The sequence below is a fragment of the Actinomycetota bacterium genome, from assembly GCA_030776625.1.
Classification (GTDB): domain Bacteria; phylum Actinomycetota; class CADDZG01; order CADDZG01; family WHSQ01; genus MB1-2.
In genome coordinates, this window is the sequence record JALYHL010000007.1 from 144461 (window position 1) to 156225 (window position 11765).

At 65.3% G+C, this 11765-nt stretch carries 11 protein-coding genes; all 11 read left to right on the plus strand.

All coding sequences use genetic code 11. The annotated features are described in order from the left end of the window. Positions 1 to 74: 74 nt before the first annotated feature. The 11 genes from M3N53_12085 to M3N53_12135 all read left to right on the plus strand — a co-directional run bounded on the left by M3N53_12085 (position 75) and on the right by M3N53_12135 (position 11763). Positions 75 to 1262, plus strand: coding sequence for a hypothetical protein (locus M3N53_12085; GenBank protein ID MDP9069067.1), 1188 nt, complete (start codon positions 75 to 77; stop codon positions 1260 to 1262). Beyond that, the gene (locus M3N53_12090) at positions 1259 to 2488 is read left to right on the plus strand and encodes a hypothetical protein (GenBank protein MDP9069068.1); all 1230 of its coding nucleotides are present in this window, start codon (positions 1259 to 1261) and stop codon (positions 2486 to 2488) included. Before M3N53_12085 ends, M3N53_12090 begins: the two co-directional genes overlap by 4 nt. Continuing rightward, positions 2485 to 3684: a hypothetical protein gene (locus tag M3N53_12095; GenBank protein MDP9069069.1), complete on the plus strand. Its 1200-nt coding sequence runs from the start codon at positions 2485 to 2487 to the stop codon at positions 3682 to 3684. Before M3N53_12090 ends, M3N53_12095 begins: the two co-directional genes overlap by 4 nt. Then, positions 3681 to 4901, plus strand: a complete 1221-nt coding sequence (locus tag M3N53_12100; GenBank protein ID MDP9069070.1) for a hypothetical protein — start codon at positions 3681 to 3683, stop codon at positions 4899 to 4901. Before M3N53_12095 ends, M3N53_12100 begins: the two co-directional genes overlap by 4 nt. Then, the gene (locus M3N53_12105; GenBank protein ID MDP9069071.1) at positions 4898 to 6082 is read left to right on the plus strand and encodes a hypothetical protein; all 1185 of its coding nucleotides are present in this window, start codon (positions 4898 to 4900) and stop codon (positions 6080 to 6082) included. The genes M3N53_12100 and M3N53_12105 overlap by 4 nt, the downstream gene beginning before the upstream one ends. After that, complete coding sequence (locus M3N53_12110) at positions 6079 to 7293, plus strand: hypothetical protein (protein MDP9069072.1); 1215 nt, start codon at positions 6079 to 6081, stop codon at positions 7291 to 7293. The genes M3N53_12105 and M3N53_12110 overlap by 4 nt, the downstream gene beginning before the upstream one ends. After that, positions 7290 to 8498: a hypothetical protein gene (locus tag M3N53_12115; protein MDP9069073.1), complete on the plus strand. Its 1209-nt coding sequence runs from the start codon at positions 7290 to 7292 to the stop codon at positions 8496 to 8498. The genes M3N53_12110 and M3N53_12115 overlap by 4 nt, the downstream gene beginning before the upstream one ends. A gap of 74 nt (positions 8499 to 8572) precedes the next feature. Beyond that, positions 8573 to 10219 (plus strand): SpoIIE family protein phosphatase, encoded by a 1647-nt coding sequence (locus tag M3N53_12120; protein MDP9069074.1) that lies wholly within the window; start codon positions 8573 to 8575, stop codon positions 10217 to 10219. After that, complete coding sequence (locus tag M3N53_12125; protein MDP9069075.1) at positions 10200 to 10550, plus strand: STAS domain-containing protein; 351 nt, start codon at positions 10200 to 10202, stop codon at positions 10548 to 10550. Before M3N53_12120 ends, M3N53_12125 begins: the two co-directional genes overlap by 20 nt. Positions 10551 to 10582: 32 nt before the next feature. Further along, a complete protein-coding gene (locus M3N53_12130; GenBank protein ID MDP9069076.1) occupies positions 10583 to 10942 on the plus strand; it encodes an STAS domain-containing protein in 360 nt (119 codons plus the stop codon). Between the two features lie 17 nt (positions 10943 to 10959). Beyond that, entirely contained in the window at positions 10960 to 11763 is an 804-nt protein-coding gene (locus tag M3N53_12135) for a hypothetical protein (protein MDP9069077.1), read from the plus strand. Positions 11764 to 11765: the final 2 nt, after the last annotated feature.

Genomic DNA, 11765 nt, shown 5'->3' on the forward strand with positions numbered 1-11765 from the left:
AATTGCGCAACGGCATTGCGGGCGGCGCTGCCTTCCGTAACGATTCCGGGACGGCGATGAACCAATCTGCGGGCGTGAAGGGATGGGTTTCGCCCCTGGCCTGGGGGCTGTGTGCGGTCGCGCTCGCGTCGATGGCGGGCGCGTCCGTGATGCAGGAGCTCCTCGGCCACGCGAACGACGACGGGGTGGTCGAGCACATCGCGCTGCTGCTCGGCTTCGCCAGCTTCCCGGTCATCGGCGCCCTCATCGCCAGCCGCCGCCCGCGCAACGCGGTCGGCTGGATCTTCCTCCAGGTAGGGGTGGGTGTCGGGATTCTCCTCGTGGCCACCGAGTACACCTATCTCGCCTTCGTGAAGGAGCCGGGCGAGTGGCCGGGCGCGACGCTGGCTGCCTGGCTCGAGCAGTGGCTCTGGTTCCCCGGGTTGATGGCCATCCCGACGCTGGGACTCCTCCTGTTCCCCGATGGCCAACCGCCGACGCCGCGCTGGCGCTGGCTCGTCTGGGCGACGGGGGCCGCCATAGCCGTCGTCACCTTCGCCTCGATGTTCCAGGGCAGGCTCGAGGGAGAGGGCTACTCGCTCGAGAACCCCGTGGGTTTTCTGCCCTTCGAGGACGGCGAGAAGGCGGTAGACCCCGTCCTCTTCGCGTTCTTCGGCCTCATGTTCCTGTGCCTCGCGTCGCTGATCGTCAGGTTCCGGCGTGCGGGGGCTGAGCAACGCCAGCAGCTGAAGCTCCTCCTGCTCGCGGCTGTCACCTTCAGCGTCGCGATCTTCCTGGGCGACACCTTCGACCTGCCCGAGATCATCTTCCCGCTCGTGCTGTGGACGATCCCGGGCGCCATCGGCGTCGCGATCCTGAAGTACCGGCTCTACGACATCGACGCGATCATCAACCGCACGCTGGTCTACGGCGTGCTCACCGCCATCCTCGCGTTCGTTTACTTCGGCCTCGTCGTGGCGCTCCAGCAAACGCTCGGGCGACTGACCGAAGAGTCGGACCTCGCCGTTGCTGGATCGACGCTCGCGGTGGCGGCCTTGTTCCGCCCGCTGCGGGCGCGCCTGCAGGCCTTCATCGACCGTCGCTTCTATAGGAGGAAGTACAACGCGCGGCTGACGCTGGAGTCCTTCAGCTCGCGTCTGCGCGAGGACGTGGACCTCGACCACCTGGCGAGGGACCTCACCAAAGTCGTGCAAGAGACCATGCAGCCCGCGCACGTGTCGGTATGGCTGCGTCCGCAGGGGGCCGAGGTGTTGCCGTCGTGAGCGAGCGCGGCGTGTGCGGCGGCGTGACAGGTCGCGCGTCGACGGCACTCGCGTTGATCCTGTCGACATTCGCCGTTGCTGTCTCCGCCGCAGGCCTTGTGCTGGTGCAGCGGGTTCACGGAACCTTGGATGAGGCGGACGCTACGGGATCGGCCGTCCTCGCGGTTTCGTTCGCATTGATAGGGGGCGTGATCGTCGCCCGGCGAGGACACGTGATCGGATGGATCATGTTGCTGTCGGGCTTCTTCGGCAGTCTCAACACGGTCGCGGCGGAGTATTCATATGTAGCGCTCGAGGAGGGGTGGCCGCTCCGATCTGCTGCCGCCTGGGTCGCGCCGTGGGTGTGGTCGCTGGGCGCGGCCGCGTACCCCCTCGTTCTCCTCCTCTTCCCGACAGGACGGCCGCCCTCCCCCAGGTGGTGGCCGGTTGCCGCGATGACGATCTGCGGAGCTCTGATGGTGGCAGTCGCCGGTGCGATCGAGGCGTGGCCGCTCGCGCAGTTGCCGTTGACGGGTGAGCAAGTCTTCGATCGGACCGGTGAGGGAGTGTGGGGGACCCTGGAGGCGGTAGGCGTCCCGCTGCTCGGGTCTTCCCTCCTGCTCGCGGCCGTATCGCTCGGCTTCCGCTACCGAGGGGCAGGACAGGTCGAGCGGCAAGAGATCAAGTGGTTGTTGCTGGGCGGCGCACTGACCATCGTCGTGATGTTCACGGCGTCTCCGGCAGCGCCTGTGGACGTCTCAGAGGCCATCCCGCTGCTGTCGTACGGCGCGTTGTTCGCTCTGCCCGCTATCCCGGTCGCTGTGGGGATCGCGATCACCAGATATCACCTGTACGACATCGACGTCGTCATCAACCGCACGCTGGTCTACGCGCTGCTCACGGCCGCCCTTGCACTCGTGTACCTGGCCGTCGTCGTGGTGATGCAACGGGTTCTGGGCGAGTTCACCGAGGGTTCAGATCTGGCGGTCGCGGCCTCCACGCTTGCCGTCGCCGCCTTGTTCCGCCCGCTGCGCGGGCGCATCCAGGCCTTCATCGACCAACGCTTCTACCGGCGGAAGTACGACGCCCGCAGAACGCTCGACTCGTTCAGCTCGCGGTTGCGAGACACGGTCGACCTCGACTCGCTCAGCAACGAGCTGGTGGAGGTCGTTGGCGAGACGATGCAGCCGGCGCACGTGTCGGTGTGGCTCCGGTCACTTGAGCCCGCCAAGGTAGGTACAACATGAACCGCTCTCGTATCGCCTGGAGCTTCTGGGGTCTGGCGCTGGTGCTCCTGATCGCAGGCGTCGCGCTGTACATCCCGAACGAGATCGCAGGCGACGGCGTCTTCTCCCCTCAGATGTTCTTGGTGCCCGGTTTCGCGACCGTCGGCGCCGTGGTGGCGTCGCGTAGCAACAACCGGATCGGGTGGCTCTATTTAGGTCTCGGCGTTGTGGCCTCTCTAACGCTTTTTGCGGCGCAGTTAGATGAGCGGGTACAGCTCGGCGGTTGGCAGATGCATTCCGTGAGGCCACTGGCGGCCTGGTTGGGCAACTGGACGTGGCCTCTTAACTACGTGCTCCTCGGTCTGTCGCTGCTGCTGTTCCCGGATGGCCACCTTCCGTCGCGTGGTTGGCGGTGGGTGGCTCGGACCTTCGTCGTGTGTTGGGGTCTGGTGATCTTCGGGACGATGTTCCAGTCAGAGCAACTCGTGCTTGGCGACCCCGAGGGCGAAGCGGTTCCTAATCCCGTGGCCATACCCGGTGTCACCGAGGCTTTTGACGTCCTAGGACTTGTTCTGATGCCGCTGGCGATCGCCACGCTGGGGGCCGCGGCGTTGGCTCCTGTCGTTCGGTACAGGAGTGGAGACTCGACGGAGCGTCAGCAGATCAGATGGCTCGCGTACACGCTGCTCGCCGTCATCGTGGTGGTCTCGGTCGGCGGCCTCGTTAGCTTGTTCTCATCCTCCGTAGGCGGGGCAATCATGTCCCTGTCCGTCCTCATCGTCACCGTCGGAATCCCGGTCGCCGTTGGGATGGCGATACTTCGTTACCGGCTATACGACATCGACGTCGTGATCAACCGGGCGCTGGTCTACGCGGTGCTGACAGCGGCCCTTGCGGCGGTGTACCTGGGCATCGTCGTTGTGATGCAGCGGCTTCTCGGGAGCTTTACCGAGGAATCCGATTTGGCGGTCGCGGCCTCGACCCTGGCGGTCGCGGCGCTCTTCCGTCCGCTGCGCTCCCGCATCCAGGCGTTCATCGATCAACGCTTCTACCGCCGGAAGTACGACGCCCGCAGAACGCTCGACTCGTTCAGCTCGCGGTTGCGAGACACGGTCGACCTCGACTCGCTCAGCAACGAGCTGGTGGAGGTCGTTGGCGAGACGATGCAGCCTGCGCACGTGTCGGTGTGGATCCGACCCAGCGAGGTGCCGGCGTGAGACGGATGCACCTGCCCGGAGTAGCGATGCTGACGCTTCTTGCGCTGACGATCGTTGGCTTCCTCGCGCTGTCCGCTCGTTCCGATAGCGCGCGGAATTCGGTGGGAGATCTGCTGATCGGTCAGGCACTGTTCACGTTGGTCGGGGCCTGGATCTTGTTGGCTCGCCCGGGGAACCGCATCGGATGGTTGTTCGGGATCGTGGGGCTTTTGGCCACGACGGGGCAGCTCGCGCACAGCTATTCCATCTACGCCTTGGTCGAAATCCCGTCCCAGGCCCCGCTGTTCGGAGTGGCCGCGGCGTGGTACGCGGAGTGGTACTGGATGCCCTGGTTGTTCCTGTTCTTGAGCGGCACCTCCCTGTTGTTCCCGACCGGGCGACCATTGTCTGGTCGCTGGGGCAGGGTTGCCTGGGGCATCGGCATAGCCGCTGCGCTTCTGACCGTTCTTACAGCGTTGGACCCCGTACTGAACGTGGATCCTCTCCAGGGAGAAGAAGCGTCCTTGCTCGAGGTCTCGAACCCGATCGGCATCTCCCCTCTAGGGGACCCGGACGACATGCCCCTGGTCTTGCTCTTCCTGCCCCTGTTGTCCGTGTCTGCGCTGACCGCTGTGGTTTCGCTGGTGCTGCGGTTCAGGCGATCGAAGGGGGAGGAGCGTCAGCAGATGAAGTGGTTCGTCTACGGCGCCGTCCTGATGGTCGGGGGCTTCATCCTCTTTGGCGCTCTGGATGGGTTCGGGTATGAGATCCCGGACTTCTTCGAAGAGGGATTGCAGGCGATCTTGCCCGTCGCAGCCGCGGCGGCGATATTGAGACATCGCCTGTACGACATCGACGTCATCGTCAATCGGACCCTCGTTTACGGAGCGCTGAGCGCGATCTTGGCGGGCGCATACCTCGGGATCGTCGTTCTTCTGCAGCAGGTTCTCAGTCCGATCACGGCGCAATCCGATCTTGCGATCGCCGGCTCCACGTTGGCCGTCGCCGCGCTGTTCCGCCCGCTGCGCACGAGGGTTCAGGGCTTCATCGACCGCCGCTTCTACCGGCATAGATACGACGCGCAGCAGACGTTGGAGCGGTTCACCTCGAAGTTGCGCGACGAGGTCGACCTTCAGCAATTGGCCGGGGACCTTGTTTCCGTGATCCACGAGACCGTGCAGCCTTCGCACGTATCGGTGTGGCTCCGCCAGGTCGAGCCGGTGGAGGTACGCGCATGACGAGTCAGCCTCGGGTCCTCGCGGCGGGAGGGCTTGTTTCCGTCATCACCATCTTGGTTGGCACGCTGCTGCTGTCTCTCGACGACGACTGGGTTGCGATCGCGGTGTTGAGCGTGTGGTTGACGACCACCGCCGTCGTCGGGGCGCTCGTGCTGGCGAACCGACCGGAAAACTCAGTCGGTCCGCTGATGCTTGCCGGCGCCGGGGGCGTGGCGCTGGGTCTGCTGGCGGAGGCTTATGCGTCGTTCGTCTACGAACAGGGTCATCCCGGGCTTCCGCTCGGGATGCTTGCGGCCTGGTCCACGCTCTGGGTGACGATCCCGGGCTTCGCACTATTCGTGCACCTGTTCTTGCGCTTCCCAACTGGGAGACTCCCGTCCCCGTGGTGGCGATGGGTCAGCAGGCTTATCAGCGCGGGGATCGTCACCAGCTGTTCCGGCTATGCGCTCCGGCCTGGGCCGATCGACGGAGTCCCTCGTTTGTCGAATCCCCTCGGGGGTCTCATTCCGGGTTCCGTCGCTAGCAGCATCATCTCGGCCGGTGATGCTGCGCTCACGTTTGGGGGGCTGCTGGCCATCGTGTCGCTGTTCGTTCGTTTCCGTCGCGCGGCGACGCTGGAACGACAGCAGATGAAGTGGTTCGTCCTAGCGGTTGCCGCTTTCCCTGTGCTGTTCCTGGGGAGCCAGCTGATCCAGCACGTCGACCAGAGCGAGGAGGAGTACGCCGGGTTCTTCGTGATCGTCGCCGCCCTGTTGTTCGTCCCGGTCACGATGGGGATCGGCATCCTTCGGCATCGCCTCTACGACATCGACGTCGTCGTGAACCGCGCTCTGGTTTACGGGTCGCTTACGTCGATCGTCGCGGGGTTCTATCTCGGAACGGTTGTGCTCTTCCAACGCGTCTTGCAGCCGATCACGCGCGAGTCGGACCTCGCCGTTGCAGGTTCCACGCTCGCCGCGGCGGCGGTCTTCCGACCGCTGCGCGCCCGCGTCCAGACCTTCATCGATCGCCGCTTCTATAGGCGCAAGTACGACGCGGCGGAGACGCTGGGGCGCTTCTCGGCCCGGCTGCGCGATCAGGTGGACCTTGAGTCTCTGACCCAGGAGCTTGTCGGCGTAGTCGGCACCACGATGCAGCCCGCCCACGCCTCGATCTGGCTCCGCCAGGAGACCGCCTCATGAGGAGCGCCAGAGTGCTGGCGTGGACCCTGTGGGCCGCGTTCGTGGTGACCCTCGCCACGGCCGCTTACTTCGGGTTGCACCCGCCGGTGGGTCCCGGGATCCAGCTGATGGACGCCATCTGGGCCGCGTCCTTCATCGGGTTCCCGACGGCGGGAGCGCTCATCGCTCCGCGCCTGCCGCGCCGGCCGCTCGGGTGGATCCTGTTGGTCGCGCCGCTCCTGATCATGCTGGGTGTCGCGTTGAGCGACCTCGCGGCGTTCCCGCTGCACAGCGGCAACGTGGTCGTAGCGGCGTGGCTGCTGTGGGTTTCGACGGTGGTGTTCGCGGCGGGGCTGGGCGCCCTTCTGGTCGTTCCGCTCTACCTCCCCGACGGCTCTCTTCCGTCACCAAGGTGGCACGGCGTGGGTAAGGGTCTCTGGGCTGTCGTCGGGGTCTGGATACTGCATGCGACCTTCAAGCCTGGCCCGCTGGAGGCGGGGGAGACCGCCGCCGCTGCGTCGGGGCCGTTGCACAACCCGCTCGGGTTAGAGCCGCTACGGGCGATCTTCGGCATCGTCGAGGCGCTGCTCGGCCCCCTTGCGTTCGGCGCGATGGCGGTCGGAGTCCTGTCTCTCATTATCAGGTCTCGCCGCGCGCGGGGAGTCGAGCGTCAGCAGCTCAAGTGGCTCGCGTTAGGAGGCGCGGGGATCTTCGTTTGCTTCGGGTCGATCGCGTTGATCGAGGCCTTCATCCGCGACCTGGGAGACGCAGAGGTGACCGTTTTCATCGTGCTGGCGATCCTGTCATTGCCGGCTTCGATCGCGGTTGCGGTGCTCAAAACGCGGCTCTACGAGATCGACGTGATCCTCAACCGGACCCTCGTCTACGGAACGCTCACTGCCGTCCTCGCGACCTCCTACTTCGGGATCGTGGTTCTGCTACAGCGCGTACTCGAGCCCCTGACGCGAGAGTCCGACCTGGCGGTGGCGGGATCGACACTGGCGGTCGCCGCACTGGCTCGTCCCGCCCTCGCGCGGGTGCAGTCCTTCATCGACCGGCGCTTCTACCGGCGGAAGTACGACGCCGCCGAGACGCTAGGTGCGTTCTCGGCCCGGTTGCGCGATCAGGTCGACCTGGAGTCGCTGAGGCAGGAGCTCGTCGCAGTGGTCGGAGCCACGATGCAGCCCGAGCACGCGTCGCTGTGGTTGCGTCATCCGGAGCGAGCGCGATGATCCTGCGCGACCGGTCACGGCTTGCCCTTCTGAGCTTGGTTGCGACGACCGCGATCTGCGTCGCGCTGATTCCAGGCGTGCTGGAGTCGGCGGATGTCGAAAACGAAGGCGCGTGGGCCTTCACCGGGTTCGGGCCAGCGGCCGCGATGGTGTTCGCACTCGCCGGAGCTCTGCTGGGCTCGAAGCGTCCGGAGAATCCCGTGGGGTGGCTCTTCTGTGCGGTGGGCCTCGCCTTCGCCGTCGTCACCGCGGGGGATGTGTACGCCGTCGTCCCGTTGATCCAGGGAAGCGACAACGACCTCGTCTACGTGGCCGCATGGTTCTCCTCTTGGAGCTGGGTGATCTTTCTGGGCTTGCTGTCGTTCGCGATCCTGCTGTTCCCTTCCGGGGATCTTCCCGGCCCCCGCTGGCGGCTTCGCGCCAGGTTGATGTGGGCTGGTTTCGCGGCCGGCTGCCTTGCTTTCGCTCTCGCTCCGGGACCTTTGAACAACCTCCCCTCACACATCCAGAACCGCTACGCCCTCCCCGATACGGCGGCAACCGACGTCTTCGTCAGCCTCGGCACCGTCGCGTTCGTTGGGGCCCTACTTACGGCTGTCGCCGGGACGGTGCAGAGGTACCGGAGGTCCCGCGGTTTGCAACGCCAGCAGATGAAGTTGTTCGCGTTCGCAGCCGCGACGATGGGCGTCTCGCTGGTTCTCGCCGCCGTTTCAGGACCGCTTCCTACAGCGGTGGGCAACTTCCTAGAGATCTTCAGCAGTCTGGCGATGGTCTCGATCCCCGTGGCGATGACGGTTGCGATCCTCCGCTATCGCTTGTACGACATCGATGTCATCGTCAACCGGACCCTGGTCTACGGTGTCCTGAGCGCGATCCTCGCCGTCGGTTATCTGGGAACGGTCGTGATCCTGCAGACGGTGTTGGAGCCTCTGACGAGGGAGTCCGATCTTGCGGTCGCAGGGTCGACGCTGCTCGTCGCCGCCCTGTTCCGGCCGCTGCGCGCGAAGGTTCAGGGCTTCATCGACCAGCGGTTCTACCGGCGCAGATACGACGCCGCCGAGACCGTCCGCACGTTCGCGTCACGGTTGCGGGAACGCGTAGATCTCGAGGCGCTAACCGCGGAGCTCGTGGGCGTGGTGGGGGCGACGATGCAGCCGGCGCACGCGTCGGTGTGGCTGCGGGAGCCGGAGGGCCTCCGCTCATGAATCGCTACGAGATTCTGCGTATCCCTTGCCGTCGTAACGATTTCGAGACGCTGACCCTCTAGAAAGGAGTCACGATGACGCGATTCGGAAGAGCACTGCAGCGAGTGAGGCCCAAGGGACGCCGCGACCATGCCGGGCGTGACGTCAACGCGGTGACCGAGGTAGCTCAGTCTCCTCCGGTCGACATCGCCCCGAACGACCCGATCATCGCCTACTTCCAGAGCGCGTCGGGCGCCGTCGACGTCGACTCGCTTGAGCTGGAGTCGCCCGCGGTGACAGCGCTCAGGGAGGCGGGGGTGAAGCTCGTCGTCCCGCTGGTGGCCCAGGGCGAGCTGATCGGTCTCTTGAACCTCGGCCCCCGGCTGTCGGAGCGCGACTACTCGGGCGACGACCGCAAGCTCCTCGACAACCTTGCAGCACAGGCGGCACCGGCGGTTCGAGTGGGTCAGCTCGTCCAGGAGCAAGAGGCGCAGGTCCGGGACCGGGAGCGCCTCGAACAAGAGATGCGCGTCGCGACCCTGATCCAGCAGCAGTTCCTTCCCAAGGAGCTGCCGGAGCTCGCCGGCTGGCAGGTGTCGGCTTTCTACCGCCCCGCCCGCGCCGTCGGCGGTGACTTTTACGACTTCATCGAGCTGAGCGACGGCCGGATCGCGATCGTCGCCGGCGACGTGACCGACAAGGGTGTTCCGGCTGCTCTCGTGATGGCGTCGACGAGAAGCATCATCCGGGCGGAGGCCGAACGGCAGGTGTCGCCGTCCAAGGTGATGGAGCGGGCGAACGACCTGTTGTTCCCGGACATCCCGGCCCACATGTTCGTCACCTGTCTGTACGCGGTCCTCGACCCCCGCACCGGCAAGATCCAGTTCGCCAACGCCGGTCACAATCTCCCCTACGTCAGGACCGACGACGGAGTCGTTGAATTCCGCGCGACGGGGATGCCGCTTGGCCTGATGCCGGGAAGCAAGTACGAGGAGAAGGAAGCCACGCTGGGCGCAGGGGACACCATGCTCCTCCACAGCGACGGACTAGCGGAGGCCCACAGCACCGAAGGCGAGATGTTCGGCTTCCCGCGGATGCACGAGCTGATGACGGACGCGGACGGCGGTCAGGCTCTGATCGACAAGTTGCTGATGGAGCTGGACCGGTTCACGGCCGGCGTTGAAGAGCAGGAAGACGACATCACGCTGGTGACCGTGCAGCGCTCCGCCCACTCCCACTTCGCCGACGACGCGACCAACGGGTCCGAGCAGATAACGATGCCGGGCACGAACGGGCATCGGGTGCTCGCCGAGTTCCAACTCCCCAGCGACCCGGGCAACGAGCGCGAGGTGATGGACCGCGTGGCCGAGGCGGTCCGCCCGCTGGGGCTCCCGGCGCCGCGGCTCGAGAAGCTGAAGACCGCGGTGTCGGAGGCGGCCATGAACGCGATCGAACACGGCAACCACGGCGACTCGGCATTGGCGGTCGGTGTTCAGGTCCTTCTGTCGGACGACGACCTCAGGGTGCTGATCCGCGATTTCGGTGGCGGCGAAGAGATCCCCGAAGCCGAGACGCCCGACATCGAGGCGAAGCTCGCCGGCATCCAGAAACCGCGCGGCTGGGGTCTGTTCCTCATCAAGAACATGGTCGACGAGATGGAGGTCACGAGCGACGAGGTGCATCACACCGTGGAGCTCGTGCTCTATCTGAAAGGAGAGGACGATGGCAGCGACGCTCGCTGAAGCGCACCTCCGCATGGAAGGAAAGATCGCCGTGATCGACCTTTCCGGTGACATCAACCGTTCGGCGGAGCCGGTGATCAACGACGCCTACAACCAGGCTGTCGCCGCTGGTTGCACCAGCCTCGTCCTGAACTTCGCCGGTACCGAGTTCATCAACTCGACGGGGATCGCCGTGATCGTCGGGATGCTGGCGAAAGCTCGTCAGGAGGAGCGGACGGTGGCCGCATGCGGCCTCAGCGATCACTACCGCCACATCTTCGAGATCACGCGCCTGGCCGACTTCATGCCCATGTACGACGACGAAGTAGCAGCGCTCTCCAACGGTTCTTGAAGCGACTGTCCTAAGCACGAGAAAGGGATGACATGGCAGAGCTGAGAGTGAACATGACGACCCGCAAGGTCGGCGACAAGGTCAGCGTGATCGACATCAAGGGTGACGTCACCTCCGCTTCGGAAGGTGTGCTGATGGAGGCCTACGAAGAGGCCGGGGGCGAGAAGGCCAAGACCGTGGTCCTGAACTTCAGTGGGCTCGAGTACATGAACAGTGGTGGCATCGGGATGCTGGTGACCCTTCTCGTGCGCGCGAACAGGCACAAGCAGAAGCTTCTGGCTTGCGGGCTCAACGAGCACTACCGGCAGATCTTCGAGCTCACTCGGCTAGACGACGCGATCGGCATCTACGGCACCGAATCCGACGCACTCACCGCCGCCGGCGCGGCCTGAGCGAAAGGGGAACACACATGAGCGTCAGCCCCGAGACCCCGCAGCAGGGGACGCAGGATGCGCCACCGGTATCGCGCGACGCGGCCAACTGGGCAACGCCGGTCTCGGCCCTCAAGGTCGGGAACCTGCCGCAAGGAGCCGTGAACCTCAACGTCGAGGGGCGGAAGGTCTTGAGCCCGATCCAGGGGTTCGGGAAGATGTGGCAGAAGACCTACAAGGTTTCGGTCGGCTCCGTGGTCAGTCCCGAAGACGTGATCGCGGAGTGGAAGCAGAACTTCCCGATGTTCTGGCCCGCGAACAACTTCTTCTACGGCCCCGTCACGGGGATCGCGCCGGGCGAGGTCGCCGTGCTCAACCTGAGCATGCCGGGGAAGCTGAAGCTGTCCACGGGAGTGCTCGTCGTCTATGCAGATGACGAATCGTTCACGCTGATGGCTCCCGAGGGCCATATGTTCGCCGGATGGATCACGTTCAGCGCTTACCCGGACGCGCAAGGCAACACGGTCGCGCAAGCGCAACTATTGATCCGCTCGAACGACCCGATCTACGAGTTGGGCTTGACCTTCGGGGGGCACGCCAAGGAGGACAAGTTCTGGTTCGAGACCCTCGGGAACCTGGCGAAGCACTTCGGCTACGACTCCGAGGTCGAGAAGCAGATCGTGTGCGTGGACAAGAAGCGCCAGTGGAAGCGCGCGAAGAACGTATGGAAGAACTCCGCGGTCCGTTCCGGCATCTACATGACGGGCGCCCCGTTCCGCCTTGTGGCGAAGCCCTTCAAGCGCTCGAGCAGCAACGACAGGGACCCGCAGCAACCCGTCTGACA

What these genes read in the sequence shown, in the direction of transcription:
- M3N53_12130 (MDP9069076.1), top strand. Translation starts at nt 10,583, where the DNA reads ATGGCAGAGCTGAGAGTGAACATGACGACCCGCAAGGTCGGCGACAAG.
- M3N53_12120 (MDP9069074.1), top strand. Translation starts at nt 8,573, where the DNA reads ATGACGCGATTCGGAAGAGCACTGCAGCGAGTGAGGCCCAAGGGACGC.
- M3N53_12135 (MDP9069077.1), top strand. Translation starts at nt 10,960, where the DNA reads ATGAGCGTCAGCCCCGAGACCCCGCAGCAGGGGACGCAGGATGCGCCA.
- M3N53_12125 (MDP9069075.1), top strand. Translation starts at nt 10,200, where the DNA reads ATGGCAGCGACGCTCGCTGAAGCGCACCTCCGCATGGAAGGAAAGATC.
- M3N53_12115 (MDP9069073.1), top strand. Translation starts at nt 7,290, where the DNA reads ATGATCCTGCGCGACCGGTCACGGCTTGCCCTTCTGAGCTTGGTTGCG.
- M3N53_12105 (MDP9069071.1), top strand. Translation starts at nt 4,898, where the DNA reads ATGACGAGTCAGCCTCGGGTCCTCGCGGCGGGAGGGCTTGTTTCCGTC.
- M3N53_12095 (MDP9069069.1), top strand. Translation starts at nt 2,485, where the DNA reads ATGAACCGCTCTCGTATCGCCTGGAGCTTCTGGGGTCTGGCGCTGGTG.
- M3N53_12110 (MDP9069072.1), top strand. Translation starts at nt 6,079, where the DNA reads ATGAGGAGCGCCAGAGTGCTGGCGTGGACCCTGTGGGCCGCGTTCGTG.